We start from the raw sequence: 16,426 nt of genomic DNA, 5'->3' as shown, positions 1-16,426 counted from the left end.
GCTACTCCTGTTTTTCTGCCAATTGACCCATCATTTTAGGGTCTTCACTATTCGTTAAAATGACAAATTGGGCCGGTTCAAGTTTTAGTTTGATAAAATGCCGGTTCCCTTCTTCGTTGCGCAGCACACTGATGTGTCCCGACTGGCCGTATATAAATTTGAACTTGCTTCCCTCTGGGTTCAGCAGCGGATCTACCAATACATATTCTTCGTCCTGATCAGTAAGGGAGCTGTTGTAGGCCACGATGATTTCCTGGTCATAGAGGACTCTTGAAAAAGCGAGCAAGCATTTTTTGAATGATGGCAAATGAAAACTTTTGCCATCGTCGGACAGTTCACGCATATACATCCGTCCAAATTTCAAAATCGGGCTATGCTTTCGAAAAGCCGCAATGAAGGCGATCTCTTTATAAATCCGGGCCGATTTATTCAGTGCATTTAAAGAAGCGTCTTCGAGGCTGAACATTGCTTCCCTCACATTGGAATCACCTTCGCCTGATCCTTCAAAACCCTGTTCGGTGCCGTAGTAGATACATGGGGTTCCCAGGGCACAAAGTAAAAAGCCAATTCCTGCAATGATCTGATTTTCGGTAGCACCATTTCCAAACCGTTTTTTGAAAATCTGCCCAACCTGGTCGTGGTTGTCAATAAATGTTACCAGAAATTCACCGAATTCACCTCGGTTCATGGCATTTTTTCGGAGCGATTCATATCTGGCGATCAGTTTGTCGGGTGTTGCTACGCCATGGATTACGTCTGCCAGAATGTGGTACAGCGGAAAATCCAGCACAGAATTAAGCCCGAAATAGATGGCTTTATCTTCGACGACCACGGAAGTTTTAGAGCCAATGTATTTATTGTACATATCTTCCGGACCGACAAGCTCGCCAAACAGAAAAAAATTGCGTTTCCCGAGTTTGTAAGCATATTCTCTCACATGGGAACAGAATTGGCTGACATAGTCTTCACCCATATGCTTGACGGCATCGATCCGAAACCCATCAATGTCGACTTCCTTCACCCAGTAACAGTGAATTTTAGTCAGCATTTGCTGCACATAAAGTGCTTCGGGAGAAGTGTCATTTTTGAAGCTTTTCAATGCCAAAAAATCCCCGTCCCTTGTTTCCGGGTAACTGTCGAAGTTCCGTATCTGCCCTTTTCTCGAATAAATCTCCGGATTTCGAAACTCGATCGGCAACGGTCTCTGGTCATAACGCCAGGCTCCAAACGGGAAGATGGCGCCCTGGTTATAGTAATAATTTTCATCATTGGGATAAGACCAGTTATCTCCGCTGTGGTGCAAAACGATATCCATAAATACCCTTATGTCCAAGGCGTGGGCAGCATCAACCAAATCTGCCAGGTCCTGCTTTGTTCCAAAACGCGGATCAATGTTCAGAAAGTTTTGGATCGCGTAACCATGGTAGGAAGTCGGGTTATTTTCGAAAACGGGGCTCAGCCAAAGCGCGGTGCAACCCAGGTCATTGATGTAGTCCAGATGGTTGGTGATTCCTTTCAAAGTCCCGCCGCATATTTTTTGCAGCTGCTCCGGACTTCCAAAACCACTTCTTCGGGCGTTATCTGCAGCAGGTTTTCTGTTCAGGTCATCGTGAAACCGGTCAACCAGCAAAAAGTAGATGAATTCCTCTCTCCATTCCCTTCCGGAGTTTTTCCAGTAAGTTTTACCAGGCTTTGGGGCCAGGTCAATATCTTTGATTGAGGTAATCCCGGTTTCATTGATCGTCATTTTTAGTAGAAGTTTTGGCCGGTAATTGGTCACTGCAACAAGTCCAAACCAATACGTTGGCGTGATTTACAACATCGGCCGTGGTGCTATTGGTGAACAGATGTTTCAAATCCCGTTTTCTACGGGTTATCATCGCAATCATGTCTGCATTGGCTTCGCGTGTAAAATGGAGTATACCCTCTGTCACATTTTTATTCTTTAAAACGGTAATCCGAAAATTGCTAAGCTGGTAATGCTTTGCATATTGTTCAAGCTTTTCTATGATTTTTCCATCGCTGGAAGTACTGCTGGTGTTGATGCGCAGGATTTGAAGTCTTGCGTGAAAAAGCGTCTGAAGATGTTTAATCTGTTCAATCATTTCTAATTGATTAAGTTTCATATCGCATGGGAATACGATGTCATTGATTGATTTGGGATTCATTGAGCCTCTTACTGCGAAGACCGGAACGGGTGATGTCCGGACGATCTTTTCGATGTTTGATCCCATAAAGTATTCGCCCCATCCGCGCGAGCCACGGGTTCCCATTACAATCAGATTGATGTTGTCGTCTTTGACAGATTTTAGAACGGAGGTCAGGAACCTTCCACTTAGAATTTTCTTTTGGACAATAACCCCCGGACTCTGGCAGGATTTAACCAGCCTGGTTAAGCTTTCCAGGGCATGGATTTTAAGTTCCGATGTTATCGGGGTGCTGGAAGATTCAGGGACTACGTTCACCACAAGCAACTCTCCTTCGATTTGGGTAGCCAATTGTAAGGCAAAAATCAGGGCTGTTTCGCTATACTTCGAAAAATCACACGGTACTAGAATTCTTTTCATAATAAATGAATTCCGGACAGTTAAGCATTTTGTACTTGTGTAATTAAGTTCAAACAAACTCCTCAATTACTAGCGCTATTTCTTTTTTTGATAAACCGGAATATTTCAATTGTAAAATAATCGACTGTCGGGGATTTAGATTTATGAACTTCCAGTATTTGGGGTGGCTAATGCTCAGAAAAGGCCTGAAATTTTCCTGATCCTGCTCCCTGACTAGGACATCGACCTGATTATCAGTCTTGTGTAAATCATTGTCTTGTAGCTGTCTGCTCACGATTTTGACCATTTTTCCTGTTCTGAGCAGAACTACTTTTTCACGGATCAGTGTGTTTTCCATATTTGATGTTGAAGGGGCCTTTTTTTTGCAAAGTCAAATCGGTTCGACTTTTTGCGTATTACCCTGTTTGCAAAGGTGAATTTGTTTAATACGGAAAGGTTACATCCTGAGATCTATAAATTGCAAATTTCACTGGTTTTTGTATTTACAATCACCCGTCCTTTTCCCTTCAAAGTATCGCTAAGGCTTGAAAGGGTCAGCAATGAGAAATGATGTTTGAAGTCGTAATTTCCTAACCTGAATCAGTGAATCATGCAACCATCTTCATTTTTCCTGTAACAATCTGTCCGCTGAATCCGAGGAACTTTGCATAACTATGAAAAGACTACTCAAAGTAACAGGTATCGCCGTCCTGGCAATTGGGGCCATCTGGACATTCCTGACGTTCTGGGCCGAAGGTACCGGGCCAGAACGAAGCTGGAAAATGGGCAGTCAGACGGCAAAGAAGCGGGCGTTGATTATCTATGATCCTGACCCGTTCTATAACCTGGACGAGCAGGTAAGCCGCTCATTCGGCAAGGCCCTCGCCGATGAGGGTATGCAGGTGACCGTTGCCACGGTCGCAGCAGCCAGACATTTGGACAATCAGCCGGTTGACTTGTATATCTTTTGTGCCAATACCTATAATTGGCGGCCAGATTGGGCCGTGAGCAATTTTATAGAAAAAGAGGTGGTACTGGATGGTAAATCAGTAGTCGCCATTACTTTGGGAGGAGGATCCACAGAGGCTTCACAACAGATACTTGAAAAATTGATCGTTGAAAATAAAGGGAAACTGCTGGATTCCCGATCCGTATGGCTCCTTAGGCCAAATGATGAATCAAAAATGAACCAATCCAACATCGAGGTTGCGGTTTCAATGGCATATACCTGGGGAGAACAGGCTGCTTTGCAAATCAAAGCTCCTCAGGCAAATTGACAAACAGACAGGATACGCTTTCGATCATTAAATATTCGCACATATGTACACTTCGATCATTGCGGCTTGCTGGATCACATTTATTCTAGTCTGGCTTGTCATGGGCGGGCTGGCCAAAAAAAACATAAACAGGAAAAGACACCTCAGCGGTCCGACTGTCTGGACGGTCATCGTTATTGCAATTGTCGCGTTTTTATTGCACACTGAGAGGTTCAAGTATCTCATTACCTATCATTTATTTCCGTCTACTCCATTTATACAATACATGGGAGTTTTTATCTGCGCTGCCGGAATCGCATTTGCGATCTGGGCAAGAATTCATTTGGGCAAGAACTGGGGCATGCCGATGTCATTGAAGGAAAAACCAGATTTAATAACGACCGGTCCCTATCATTTTGTTCGTCATCCTATTTATACAGGTCTTTTGGCGGCCATCCTGGGGACCAACATTGGTGGAAGTTTCATGACGCTTATTTGGCTGCTTTTGGCTGCCATTTTTTTTATTTATAGCGCAAAAAAAGAAGAAAAAATGATGCTCCTTCAATTTCCGGATGAATATCCCGCCTATATGCAACGATCGAAAATGCTGATTCCCTTTATCTTCTGACATTATCTAATCTTTTCAGGTCCAAATCCCGCGGTATGAGAGTACCCGGCACCGCGACCCGGTAACTTACATCCCGATCCCGTAAATTATCTCGACACTTCCCCGCGGATTTATATAAATTGCTTTTTTTAACCAAACACCTTTCCACATGGCACATACTACCTCCAACCCGAAGATCCACGAAGGCCGCAATCTTAAAAGATTTCGAGAACTTTTCGGCCTCAAACAAGACGCGATCGCGTTTGAGCTCGGCGAAGACTGGAACCAGCAAAAAATATCCCTACTCGAACAAAGGGAAAAGATCGATTCCGACATATTGGAACAGGTAGCGGCGATTTTGAAAATTCCGGCTGAGGCGATTCGGAATTTTGATGAGCAGCAAGCAATCAACATTATATCGAATAATACTTTTGATAATTGTGTTCAACCAGCCTCAGTTTTCAATAACTCTACAATCCATCCCATTGACAAAATGATTCAACTTCATGAGGAGAAGATTGCTTTGTATGAGCGGATGTTGAAGGAGAAGGATGAGATGATGGAAAGGTTGGAGCGGTTGATTGGGGGGCGGTAGACAGATGCTGATTGATGCAGGGCGGATAGAATTCTTCGCTCTTAATCAATTTGCAAGTCACCAAACTGCTAAAAAAATGATCAGTTATGATTCAAATAAAATTGATAAATTCATATCGAATCTATTGGGAGGAGAAAAAACTGACAATTAACGTAAACTCAACCTACCGCCTTACGCTGTCCGTAAAGTACTTTTTTACAGCTTGATCGAAGATCGTTCGGTGACGTCTAACTTGGTTAAGAATCTTTGGCTCGTTCATTATTTGCGACGCTCTTTTCACGTATGTAAAATAATTGCTCTTAAATTCCTCTTCTAACTGTTTCCCACTATATACAAATCGGCCGTAACGGTTATAGGTCAAAATTTTGAACCTCCTTCGCGTTTTTATCTTATCCAAATTTATATTTGTGTATAGCTTGTACAACCTTCTTTTAAACAAAGCATTGGGAGATACTGGATTTTTTTCAGCTGCCAACGCAGCTCTCTTCGATCTGCTTTTAACAGCAAGAATCAATCTTCGGTAAAATTTAGAGAGATTCGCAGACTTGATGAGAGTTTTGTATCCGTAAAATTCAAATCCTAAGTAGGTCAGTGCTCGATCGGACAACCAAGCTCCATCTTTGAACAAGTTGCAAGTTACCTTTCTTGAGCTATCAGCCTGTATTATGGTAGTGAAAAAAAATTGTTCAGTTTTATCCTTACTAATTTCGACTTTGCTATCACTCTTAAGGGCATTTTCAATGTATTTGAGAATGAACTCCTTATCCACGTCATTACAAATGATTATAATATCATCAGAATATCGCCGATAATAACCACCCCTTTTTACAACAATTTCATCGACAATATCTTTGTCGAATTTAAGTAAATACAAATTCGCAAGTGTTGCACTAATTGGCAAACCTTGGGGAATGCCTACAACTTTTCCCGTTGAGTTTATAAATTGATTTTTATAAATTTTGAATCTTCCATCCTTCACAGCCTTTCGAAATGAAGTGGGACTGTCAAAAAATGCGGAAACATTATCTTTTCTAATTTCAGCTAGATTTTTTTCATCAAAGCCACTCCTGAAACCAAAACTACCTTTTCTAACTCGCAGGTCATCTCTAAGAATATAGTGAAATTGAGTCGTTGCTTTAAAAACGTTATAATGATCCTGAGGAAGTGTTGTGTAGCCAAATATTTGCATCCATGCTTGCCTAAGAAGCTTATGATCCATAGAACTAAAAAATTTTTCTATATCAAACTTAAGCACCCAACAATGATCTTCCGATCGCTTTCGGATTTCTTCAAAAACCTCGTGAGCAAAATGGATAGTACTCTTATAGGATTTTGATTTAGCGCCATTTTCGATTCTGCGATAGGCAGTGACACAATCACATAAATATTCGGTGCTTTCCAGTTCTTGCAGGTAGGCTTTCTGGATTTGCTCACCATAATAACCGAAGATCATTGAATCAATGTGTGTTGCGTAATGAAGTGGACGCAATTTCGAATGAGATTTGCCAGCAAACGAATGCGATCTAACGTCTCTACCTTCCGCTATTTTAAACCGGCGAACCTTTATGTTAGTGTGGATTAATGGAAAGAAGGCATGCTTTTGGACAAAAACTGGATTGCTCACCTTTCCCAATACTTCGGCTCTTTCCTTCCCGACATTGATTTGTCTGGTAAGGTGCAAATATCCACGGTTTTTCAACCAAGTTGACTTTCTTTTTGGCCGCATCATAAAGGACTCCGGAAGTAAGTTGCGTATCAGATTACAGATTGCATACGCCTGTTGAGGCAGACCGTTACCCAATTTCTTGAGTCACGCGACATTTTCCAATAATAAAGTAATTAATCAAACAACATCATCAATCATGGTTACACAATTGACATTCATGCTATTTATCACTATATTTGTTAACTGTATAACAGGGGAAGTACAAGTCTTGAGCATGCTCGTGACTGTGCTTCACAATACCTTCAATCAGCTTCAGATGATTTGCATCGAAACCGTTTACAAGGGCAGTTATGACAATTTACAGCCTTCGTGTACTAATCCACACAAAGTAACAGCGGTCCATTCCAAGTGCTAATCATATCTGTTTCCGGAGTCCTGCTCAAAGATATAAGATTTGTATATACTTTCCATTATGGCGAAGTTTTCTATTGGTGATGTTGTTACTTTTAAGACGCATCCTTTTGATATTATTACAAAGGATGTTTTAATCAGCGGTGAATATTCGATGATTCCACCACTCATGGTTATAACAGAGATCATAGATAATTCTGTGTTAATAGAAAAAGACATTCACGATAAATATGCATGTATATGGTATTCAACGAAGGAAAATACATTTAAGGACGGCTATTTTCCTGAACCAGAACTTAAGCAGTTTGATTTCCCGGCTGATGTCGGCTCTGTTGACATATCAGTGGGTGACCTTGTCACATTAAAGACTATGCCGATAGAGCTTGGAAAGAGAAGGAGTTTTTTACAAACTGAAACAGATTCTACGTTTTCAAAAAGCACTAATTCTATAACGGCCTTATTGAGTTTTGTGAGTCCGGTGATGCTTGTAGTGGCCATCGATCCTTTTGATCCAAGTAAAGATAAGTCCACGCCCGCTGGTGTCAAGCCCAAAAAAACCTATCCAGAAACGGCTGTTAAGTGCAAGTGGTTCAATTCTGTATCAGAGAAATTTTCAGAACGGCATATTGCAATTAATGCGTTGTCTAAGCTACCGAATTTAAAAAATAATCTCATAAGTCTTTTCAGCGATTCAATCCTGCACGGCAACCATTTAACTTCTGAGGGAACAATTATAAAACCCAAACAGATATCTAATCGAAGTGGATTATATTTCATTACTTTCTTCGACTACATCAAGTGTTCCGATACGACTGCTTCATTCTTAAGCTTTAAGGCTCTTCCAGAAACGATTGAGGATCCAATAAAGAGGTTTGCTCCAATATTTAAGAAGAGAGGAAAGAAAGCCAAAAAGACTTTAAGGATTACCACTAGCGTGGAAGACTTATTTACAAAAGCATCAGAAGGTGAGCATCGCAATTATATTAAGATTAAATATAGAGATCAATATGGTAATTTTACCATAAGAACCATAAGTCAATATGAGATAATCAGTGGGGAAGATTTTGAAGAAAGTACAGAACGTCTTGTAAAATATATTAAAGCTTATTGCCATCTAAGAAATAGCGATCGGCATTTTAAATTAACAAATATATTAGAGGCATATGAACTAAATCTACCAATTAATAGGTAAGAATACACCAGGATATATTGACGGACCTGTCATTTCCATATTAGTACGAAATTCCACAGATGGAAATTTCATAGATACCTAGCATACGGCTGGCATTATTCAATAGCGGTATCTTAAACTCTTCCAGTAAATTCAAGTTCGTTGGGGTTCCCATGGTCGGGCCTGTCGTTGGTAACTCACCAGCGGAGCTATCGACACACAAATGCAAATCCGCAGCATCAACCGGAAACTAGATTTACTGCCGCAAGCCCCATGACGCTCGTCACCCTTTTCCATGTCAACGGTCATTCCTCCCACCGCATTAAAAGAAAACCTTTGCATCTGCGATCACATTACCGTGGTCGCGAAGTTTTGGGCATTACAAATTGAAATTTATAAAAACGTATGAAATCATTAGAACAAAAGGTAGCCATTGTGACGGGCGCGGGATCGGGGATAGGGCGTAGTGTTGCGCTTATTTATGCGGCAGAGGGGGCCAGCGTAGTGGTATCCGATATTCAGGACGAAGCTGGGCTGGAAACCGTGGCGATGATCGGTGAAAAAGGAGGGAAGGCGATCTATGTAAAAGCGGATGTTTCATTGCCTGCCGACAATGAAAAACTTGTTAATGCCGCGGTTGAGGCGTTTGGGGCATTGCACATCGCCTGCAATAATGCGGGTATCGATGGCGTCACTGCGCCTACGGGGGAATATCCGGTAGAAGCCTGGGACAAGGTGATCGGTATCAATTTGTCGGGTGTATTTTACGGCATGCGGTACCAGATTCCGGAAATGCTTAAAGCTGGGGGCGGGGCGATTGTGAACATGGCGTCGATCCTGGGCAATGTTGGTTTTGCGGGCAGCCCGGCTTATGTCGCTGCAAAACATGGTGTAGTGGGGCTAACAAAAAATATCGCGCTTGAATACGGAATGAAAGGGATCAGGGCCAATGCGGTCGGCCCGGCTTTTATTGATACCCCATTATTGAAAGATCTCGACACTGCCACGATTGACTGGCTGATCACAAAACATGCAATAGGAAGGCTGGGAAAGCCGGAAGAAGTTGCCGAGCTGGTATTATGGCTGAGTAGTGACAAGGCATCATTTGTTACAGGATCCTACTATCCTGTCGACGGCGGGTACCTGGCCCAATAATGGTGCATGCAAATCATGGGTTTGATTTTTTCGCACAGGTAAACGGATTACCGCTATGATTGTCATCGTTTCAGGACTCCCAGGATCGGGAAAGAGCTTTTTTGCTTCCCGGCTTGCCGCCGTTACCAACGCGCTTTATTTCAACAGTGACAAGATCCGGGCCGAACGGGACGCAAAAGGCAAGTACTCATTCAAAGACCGACTTTCCATTTATTTATATATCGCTGATCAGACAGGAAAAGCGGTAGACAAAGGGCAGCATGTAGTGGTCGACGCCACTTTTTACCATCATGCCATGCGGGACCTTTTTATTGAACTTGCAGCCATGCACCAAACCCCGATTTTTATGATTTTGGTGGAAGCCGACGAAGCCTTGATCCGGGAGCGGCTGAGCAAGCCGCGTGAATTCAGCGAAGCTGATTTTGGGGTATACGAGAGCTTGAAGGAACAGTTTGAGAAAATAGATATGCCCTGCCTCAGGTTGAAGTCGGGTACCGACAACATTGAGGACATGATCAAGCAGGCGAAGGAATATATATCGAAAGCGCATGACGGAAACTGAGATTACGGATCTGGCCGAAAATGGGGTGTACAAAGCAACGCCCCTTAAAGGTAAAGTGGAGCATACCCATATTTCCTGGGTAATTATCTCTGGCAAAAATGCCTTTAAGATTAAAAAGCCGGTCGCCCTCAATTTTCTTGATTTTTCCCGACTTAAAGAAAGAAAAGGCTTCTGTGAGAAGGAGTTACGGTTAAATCAACGTTTTTCAGGGATCTACCTGGATGTATTGCCGGTACGACAAACCGATCATAGCTGGCAAATCGGGGAAGGCGATGGCAAGATTGTGGATTATGCCGTCAGGATGAAAAAGATGGCGGCTTCCCAGCGGATGGACAAAATGCTAAGGCAAGGCCGTGTTCAAACCAGCCATATTCTGAGCCTCGTTGATCAGATTGTTGCATTTCATCAGAATGCAGCCGTCATTGACAGGCCCTTTGATGCAATAGAAGCCGCCAGTAACTTCAATGATCTGCAAAGTGTCCGGCCGTTTGTTGAAAAACAGTTGGGCGGCAACTACGCCGATATCATTGATCTTTCGATCCAATGCAGCGATTCGTTTTTGAATGTATATGGGACAAGGATGCGGGAGCGCGTCCGGCTGGGTTACCAGAGAGACCTGCATGGGGACCTTCACAGCGGCAATATTTTCATTTACAAAGAGCCGGTGATTTTTGATTGCATTGAGTTCAATGATCATTTCAGACAGATCGACGTGCTGAGTGAAGTGGCTTTCTTTTGCATGGACCTGGAATACTGGGACCAGTCCGCTCTTTCCGGGTTATTTATGGGCCAGTATGCAGATCGGCTGCCTTGTATGACGTCCCCGGATGATCAGCGGATCTTCACCTATTACAAAATCGTACGCGCCAACATCCGGGCAAAAGTGCATGCTTTAAGTGCGATGGAAGACGGTGAAAGTGAAAATGGCGAGGAACTTAAAGCATGCCGGAAATACCTGGATTTGATGAGAAGCTATACGGATTCGTGGTTGGCGCTCAATCATGAGTAAGATCATATTGAATGCGTATCCAAGTCATTTTAAGTGCTGTAAAGGGATGGTAGTTTAGCAATGTGAAAGTCGGTAGACCTGCACGCTTAAAAATGATATCCCATGACTTACCAACCTGCTACACATCAAATCACTTTTGTACTGCCTTTGTATTTCTGGAAGGCCGAAATTGTATTCACCAGGCAAGCTTCAAAATCTGAAAATTACACGGTGCATATATCGTCAGGCGATACACCGCGACATGTGGTCTCAACGGAAAAACTTGGAAAAGGGCATTGGCGTGCCATGCTCAACTGGTCCGACGGCCGCTCACAGTATTGCAGCGAGAAAATGATTGAGGTTCTTTAATGATTGTGACATAAAAAAAGGATCGTCGGCGACGATCCTTTTTATGTCGGGAAGCTTAGGTATGGGCTATGAAAATGGGCAGTGAAATATTTTTGAGTAACAACTCGGCAGTGCTTGGGAGCAGCAGCCTTGATAAGCGGCCACGCCCAAAAGAACCCATGATAACCATTGTTCTTTTTCTGCCATTCAGCAAAGCGTACAGCTCCTCAACGATGTCGCCGTTCAGCACATGGAAGTCCATGTTATTATAATGTGCTTTGATCAGCCGGTGCAGTTTTTCAATGTCAGGTTTTGGATCATTGGCCTGGTCACGGACTTCAATAATCGTCAGTTTCTTTTCATCAAGCTCAGGGAACAGATAAGTAAACTGCTTCATGGCATAAACGCAAGAGGCGCTTTCGTCGTAGGCAAAGAGAATCTGGTCTATTTCCTGGAACTCTTTGGGGGCCAGGATAACGGGACATTCAGCTTTCGAAACGATCATCTGCACCGCTTGGCTTAGTGCCCGCTCGCTTTCGTCTTGGTTTACTCCCAAAATCAACAAATCTGCAAAACGGCTCTCCTTGATAATCTCCTCTGTGCTTGCAGGGTTCGCAGTCAGCATATGGAAAGGGGTACGGGCGGTTGCACAACTTTTTGAGGCAGCTTCAACACTTTTAGCCCTTTGTGCGGCGCTGTCGGGAAAAGCGGACGAATCGCTTATGCCGAAGGTTTCTGAGTATGGGATTTGGTAAAGCAAGTTCAAATCGCTGACCGGCGACAGATCTTCCGTAATGATCCCGCAGAGCCGGGACTGTGTGAGCTTGGCGAGGTAGCAGGCAAATTCGATCTGCCCGGCATTGAAATTCTCAGCGTCTATCGCTACAAGTATATTTTTCATTACCTATTGGATTAAATTGTGGAGCTTTTCATTTTTTGAATTTCGAACCGAACACATTTCACACCAGTGCAGGGGAGGATTGCATGGTCCCGTGTAGCCGAAGTTGCTCGTGCCAGCTAAATGCCTCTTCCAGCATGTGGGGGGTATGTCCACCTCGTTCGCAGGCATCTGTGAAGTACTTCAGTAAAGAGTATTTATAATCCGGGTGGGCACAGTTTTCAATGATCACTTTCGCGCGCTGACGCGGTGCAAGTCCCCTGAGATCGGCCAGGCCCTGCTCGGTCACGATGATATCAACGTCATGCTCGGTGTGGTCCACATGCGAAACCATCGGCACGATCCTGGAAATCGTCTCCTGTTTACCGGCAGAAGGTGTTACAAAGATGCTCAGGGAGCTGTTCTGGGCAAAATCACCCGATCCGCCAATCCCGTTTATCATGTTTGTGCCACCTATATGTGATGAATTTACATTTCCGTAAATATCGCATTCGACTGCCGTGTTAATAGCGATGACGCCGAGCCTCCTGATCACCTCAGGTGCATTGGTGATGTCCTGCGGCCGCAGGACGACCTTGTTTTTGTACTGCTCAAAATCGTTGAAAATACGCTGATAACAGGGAGCGGATACAGTAATGGCCGATGCCGACGCAGCGCGGAGTTTACCGCAATCGAAAAGATCGAATGCACTGTCCTGTAAAACCTCTGAATACATGGTCAGGTTTTCAAAATCACTATTCACAAAACCTTGCAACACCGCATTTGCGACTTTGCCTATACCTGCCTGAAGCGGCCGCAATGATCTGGTCATTCTGCCAGCTTGAACTTCCATACTGAAGAAATCCATAAGATGTCCGGCGATGGCTTCCGTTTTGGCATCCGCAGGCGCAATATCTGCCGGACTATCGGTAATGTCACTCAATACAATGCCGATGATTTTGCTAATATCAATCGATATGGCATCAGTTCCAATCCGCTGACCGGCGGCGGTAATCGGGATAATAGCATGGGCCGGGTAAATTCCGGTGAGGAAAATATCATGCAATCCGGCCAGCGAAAGCGGCACGGCTGTGTTGACCTCAATAATGATTTTGTCTGCCAGCTGAGCGAATACAGGGGAGTTGCCCACGGATGTGGTGGGAACAATGCTTCCGTCTGCCCTGATCTGGGCGGCTTCGATGATAGCAATATCAATTTTTGGCAAATGGTTGTTTTTCAACAATTCGGCCATTTTTCCCAGGTTTTCATCAATAAACATCACGTCGCCCGCATTGATACGGTTTCTCATCAGCGGGTCTGTTTGAAATGGGACCCTGAGAGAGACTGCGTCGGCGCTGGCGAGCGCCCCGTCGGTTCCGTGGCCCAGGGAAGCGCCGGTGATCAGCTTGATTTTAAAAGGCTCCAAAGCTGCCCGCTTTGCAATTGCACCTAATACGACCTTGCTGTCGCCAGCCTTTGTAAAGCCGCTGGAAGCTACCACCATTCCGTTTTGGAACAATGAAGCGGCTTTGTCAGCCGATATGATTTGGTGTTTTAAAGCCTCATGAAGAATTCGTTCCGAGCTAGGCATATGCAATGAGGGTCAAAATTAATGGATTGTTACCGCAGATCGGCTTTGCTGGCTGGTAAGCCCATGGCGAATCATAAGCGATGCAAGGGGAATTTGAAAAATATCCATGGGCATCAGGATGTTAAATGGATGAAAGTGGCATTGATAATCTGATCAAAACTAACACGTTCAATAGGCTGTTTTGATGACGGAGGTTTCAGGTTTTAATGACGTTCGTCACTTTCTGAAAATTTACCTTAACTAATCTGTTGAAAAATGAAGTTGATCTAGCTTATAATTTTACCATCTTCCATATTGATAATCCTGTGCGTCCTTTCGGCGAAACTTTGGTCGTGGGTGACAATTAGTAATGTCTGGTTAAATTCTTCGGCCAGTCGTTTAAAAATATCAAATACCACTTCGGTATTTTTTTTGTCGAGGTTTCCTGTCGGCTCATCACCCATGATGATATCCGGATCATTGATCAGTGCGCGTGCAATGGCGACACGTTGTTTTTCACCTCCCGAAACCTGATTGGCACTTTTTTGTGCCAAATGCTCGATACCCAGCATTTTTAACCTGTCCATCGCCTTTTGTTCTATTTCTTTCAGAGGGAATTGATTTAGTTTCAAGGCGGGCAACATCACGTTTTTCAACACTGTGAATTCATTGAGCAAATAGTGGAATTGAAACACAAACCCGATTTTCTCATTGCGGACAGCGGCAAGCTGCGGCTCTTTTTTGTTTTTCATCGAAACGTTGTCGATCAGCAGATCCCCTTCAAAATCTGTATCCATGGTCGATAGAATATATAGCAAGGTCGATTTGCCACACCCGGACTTGCCGGTTACGGAAACAAACTCACCTTTATTGATAGAAAATTCAATATCGCTCAGTACTTTGACAGTGACCGGGTCACGGAAATATTTGTTGATTTTCCGGGCTTCCAAAATCGTTTCTCCCATTTTATTTCCCTCTGATGATGATGACCGGATCCACCTGACTTGCTTTTCGCGAGGGAAACCAGCCGGCCAAAAAAGTGGTAACCAATGAAAACACGGTGCCGATGACATAGAAAGTAATGCTGTAGCTGATCGGATAGGTCTTTATCGTGGGCAGGGATGCCGTTGTGAAAGGAACCTGGTCAATGATGGCCGAAAGACCCAGGCCAAGCATCAGGCCAAGCAATCCGCCAAAGAAGCCGATACTCAGCGCGATGACCAGAAATATACTTTTCACATCCTTCCCTGAAAAGCCAATGGCCTTTAAGATCGCTATCGTATCCATTTTCTCGAAGATCATCATGTTCAAAATGTTGTATATCCCAAATCCGGCGACGATCAGCAGCGTTACACCAACAGCATAGGAAATGAGCGTACGGACAAAGCTGCCGGTCTCAAACTGCGCGTTTGCTGTTTGGATGTCTTCCGCATCGGATACAAAAAGCTGCCTGTATTCTTTTGCAATACCAGGTGCCTGGTTCATGTCTTTGAGCTTGATCTGGATGTCGGTGATGTAATTGGCTGATTGACCAAGGAGTTTCTGAGCGGTCATGATAGAGGCGTAGCTTTGTGTTTTGTCAAGTTCCTGAATGCCTGACTGAAAATAGCCTACTACTTTTAACTGAAAAATTTCGCCTTTTGCAGTGGTCACCTGCACCACATCCCCCAGCTCAGCGAGTAGTTTGTCACCCAGATCTTTTCCCAACACAATACTATTGGGTATTTTATCCAGATCGGTAGCCGTACCCGCTATGATGTATTCACCGAAATGAAAAAGTTTATTTTCCTTTTGCACGTCAATTCCGTTTACTGCCCCTGTTATATCTACGACACCATCGTTAAAGAACACCTGGGCGGTTATTTTTGGAGAAAAACCCAGGACTCTTTTGTCATTCGAAAGAGCCTGCATGACCGCACCGTTATTATAAATGGCCTGCCGGCTCCCGGAAGCTTTGATGGAACGGATGAAATTGTAATGGTTATGATAAGATTTAGCCAGATTGATGGGCTGATTCACATTGGGTTTTATTTCATTGTATAGCCTGATATGGGGTGTCCGGTTCAGGATCAGGCCGTCGAGCATATCATTGAGGCCATTCATGAAACTAAGCAGGGTAATAAACATGCCGATACTAAAAGTGACACCGATAGCCGCAACCAAAGTCTGTCTCCACCTTGCCAGCAGGAGCGCTTTTGCGATATCGAAAATTAGTTTGAAGTTCATTCCTGAGGCATTATAATGACATCACTACCCTGCAAGCCTGAAATAATTTCGACCTTTTGATAATCTTTAAGTCCGATTACAATTTTCCTTTTTTTATTGTTTTCGAGCAACACGTAATCGCCAGGCATCAGGTAATTTCTTGGTATCGTCAAAGCTTTCTCTTTTTCGCGGATCACAATGTTGGCTTCACAGGTCAGGTTGGGGTACAAAACCGCAGGCGGTTTTATAAATCCGGCTTCAACAGTGAAGGATTTGGACCGCTCGTTCATGACGGGAATTACTTTGCTAACTACCGCCTGAAAAATTTGTCCTTTATAGCTATCCATCGTGAGCAGCATTTTTTGCCCCACCTTTATTCTTGTAATATCATATTCGTCGATCTGCAATTCCAATAAAAAATCATTTGCATCTCCTACCAGCGCAACGGGGTTTAAAGTATTGACCATCT

17 protein-coding genes are annotated in these 16,426 nt (G+C 43.7%); 8 read left to right on the top strand and 9 right to left on the bottom strand.

The genetic code is table 11. From position 1 onward, the window contains the following. Position 1: 1 nt before the first annotated feature. The 3 genes from ABIO93_RS18360 to ABIO93_RS18350 are packed head-to-tail and all read right to left on the bottom strand — an operon-like array spanning position 2 to position 2,904. Positions 2–1,747 carry an alpha-amylase family glycosyl hydrolase gene (locus ABIO93_RS18360; RefSeq protein WP_348070250.1) on the bottom strand — a complete coding sequence of 582 codons (1,746 nt, stop codon included), beginning with the start codon at positions 1,745–1,747 and terminating at the stop codon, positions 2–4. Further along, a complete protein-coding gene (locus ABIO93_RS18355) occupies positions 1,734–2,567 on the bottom strand; it encodes a universal stress protein (protein ID WP_348070248.1) in 834 nt (277 codons plus the stop codon). The genes ABIO93_RS18360 and ABIO93_RS18355 overlap by 14 nt, the downstream gene beginning before the upstream one ends. Before the next feature lie 49 nt (positions 2,568–2,616). Next, a complete protein-coding gene (locus ABIO93_RS18350; protein ID WP_348070246.1) occupies positions 2,617–2,904 on the bottom strand; it encodes a hypothetical protein in 288 nt (95 codons plus the stop codon). A 316-nt stretch (positions 2,905–3,220) separates the two neighbouring features. On the opposite strand from ABIO93_RS18350, the gene ABIO93_RS18345 reads away from it, so the two are divergent. The 3 genes from ABIO93_RS18345 to ABIO93_RS18335 all read left to right on the top strand — a co-directional run bounded on the left by ABIO93_RS18345 (position 3,221) and on the right by ABIO93_RS18335 (position 5,004). After that, positions 3,221–3,823, top strand: coding sequence for a hypothetical protein (locus ABIO93_RS18345; protein WP_348070244.1), 603 nt, complete (start codon positions 3,221–3,223; stop codon positions 3,821–3,823). A gap of 43 nt (positions 3,824–3,866) precedes the next feature. Further along, positions 3,867–4,430, top strand: a complete 564-nt coding sequence (locus ABIO93_RS18340; RefSeq protein WP_348070242.1) for an isoprenylcysteine carboxylmethyltransferase family protein — start codon at positions 3,867–3,869, stop codon at positions 4,428–4,430. Between the two features lie 148 nt (positions 4,431–4,578). Beyond that, complete coding sequence (locus ABIO93_RS18335) at positions 4,579–5,004, top strand: helix-turn-helix transcriptional regulator (protein ID WP_348070240.1); 426 nt, start codon at positions 4,579–4,581, stop codon at positions 5,002–5,004. Between the two features lie 163 nt (positions 5,005–5,167). Here ABIO93_RS18335 and ABIO93_RS18330 read toward each other — a convergent pair whose 3' ends face one another. After that, positions 5,168–6,703 carry a reverse transcriptase domain-containing protein gene (locus ABIO93_RS18330; RefSeq protein ID WP_348070238.1) on the bottom strand — a complete coding sequence of 512 codons (1,536 nt, stop codon included), beginning with the start codon at positions 6,701–6,703 and terminating at the stop codon, positions 5,168–5,170. A gap of 439 nt (positions 6,704–7,142) precedes the next feature. Between ABIO93_RS18330 and ABIO93_RS18325 the strand changes: the two genes are divergently transcribed. The 5 genes from ABIO93_RS18325 (at position 7,143) to ABIO93_RS18305 (ending at position 11,326) form a co-directional block, all read left to right on the top strand. After that, positions 7,143–8,273 (top strand): hypothetical protein, encoded by a 1,131-nt coding sequence (locus ABIO93_RS18325; protein ID WP_348070236.1) that lies wholly within the window; start codon positions 7,143–7,145, stop codon positions 8,271–8,273. A gap of 384 nt (positions 8,274–8,657) precedes the next feature. Continuing rightward, positions 8,658–9,407, top strand: a complete 750-nt coding sequence (locus ABIO93_RS18320; RefSeq protein WP_348070234.1) for a glucose 1-dehydrogenase — start codon at positions 8,658–8,660, stop codon at positions 9,405–9,407. Positions 9,408–9,462: 55 nt separating this feature from the next. After that, positions 9,463–9,969 carry an ATP-binding protein gene (locus tag ABIO93_RS18315; protein ID WP_348070232.1) on the top strand — a complete coding sequence of 169 codons (507 nt, stop codon included), beginning with the start codon at positions 9,463–9,465 and terminating at the stop codon, positions 9,967–9,969. Then, the gene (locus ABIO93_RS18310) at positions 9,956–10,978 is read left to right on the top strand and encodes a hypothetical protein (protein WP_348070230.1); all 1,023 of its coding nucleotides are present in this window, start codon (positions 9,956–9,958) and stop codon (positions 10,976–10,978) included. The genes ABIO93_RS18315 and ABIO93_RS18310 overlap by 14 nt, the downstream gene beginning before the upstream one ends. Before the next feature lie 102 nt (positions 10,979–11,080). Continuing rightward, the gene (locus tag ABIO93_RS18305; protein ID WP_348070228.1) at positions 11,081–11,326 is read left to right on the top strand and encodes a hypothetical protein; all 246 of its coding nucleotides are present in this window, start codon (positions 11,081–11,083) and stop codon (positions 11,324–11,326) included. A gap of 55 nt (positions 11,327–11,381) precedes the next feature. On the opposite strand, the gene ABIO93_RS18300 is transcribed toward ABIO93_RS18305, so the two are convergent. The 5 genes from ABIO93_RS18300 to ABIO93_RS18280 form a co-directional block, all read right to left on the bottom strand. Beyond that, positions 11,382–12,206 carry a universal stress protein gene (locus ABIO93_RS18300; RefSeq protein WP_348070226.1) on the bottom strand — a complete coding sequence of 275 codons (825 nt, stop codon included), beginning with the start codon at positions 12,204–12,206 and terminating at the stop codon, positions 11,382–11,384. A 58-nt stretch (positions 12,207–12,264) separates the two neighbouring features. Then, positions 12,265–13,773, bottom strand: coding sequence for a succinate CoA transferase (locus ABIO93_RS18295; RefSeq protein ID WP_348070224.1), 1,509 nt, complete (start codon positions 13,771–13,773; stop codon positions 12,265–12,267). 266 nt (positions 13,774–14,039) lie between these two features. After that, positions 14,040–14,717: an ABC transporter ATP-binding protein gene (locus ABIO93_RS18290; protein ID WP_348070222.1), complete on the bottom strand. Its 678-nt coding sequence runs from the start codon at positions 14,715–14,717 to the stop codon at positions 14,040–14,042. Between the two features lies 1 nt (position 14,718). Continuing rightward, positions 14,719–15,978: an FtsX-like permease family protein gene (locus tag ABIO93_RS18285; protein WP_348070220.1), complete on the bottom strand. Its 1,260-nt coding sequence runs from the start codon at positions 15,976–15,978 to the stop codon at positions 14,719–14,721. Beyond that, positions 15,975–16,426 (bottom strand): efflux RND transporter periplasmic adaptor subunit (locus ABIO93_RS18280; RefSeq protein ID WP_348070218.1); only part of this gene is annotated, 452 nt, incomplete at its 5' end. The genes ABIO93_RS18280 and ABIO93_RS18285, both read right to left, overlap by 4 nt.

The sequence above is a fragment of the Dyadobacter sp. genome (genome assembly GCF_039919315.1).
Taxonomy (GTDB): Bacteria; Bacteroidota; Bacteroidia; order Cytophagales; family Spirosomataceae; genus Dyadobacter.
This window is presented reverse-complemented; position numbering and strand designations above follow the sequence as displayed.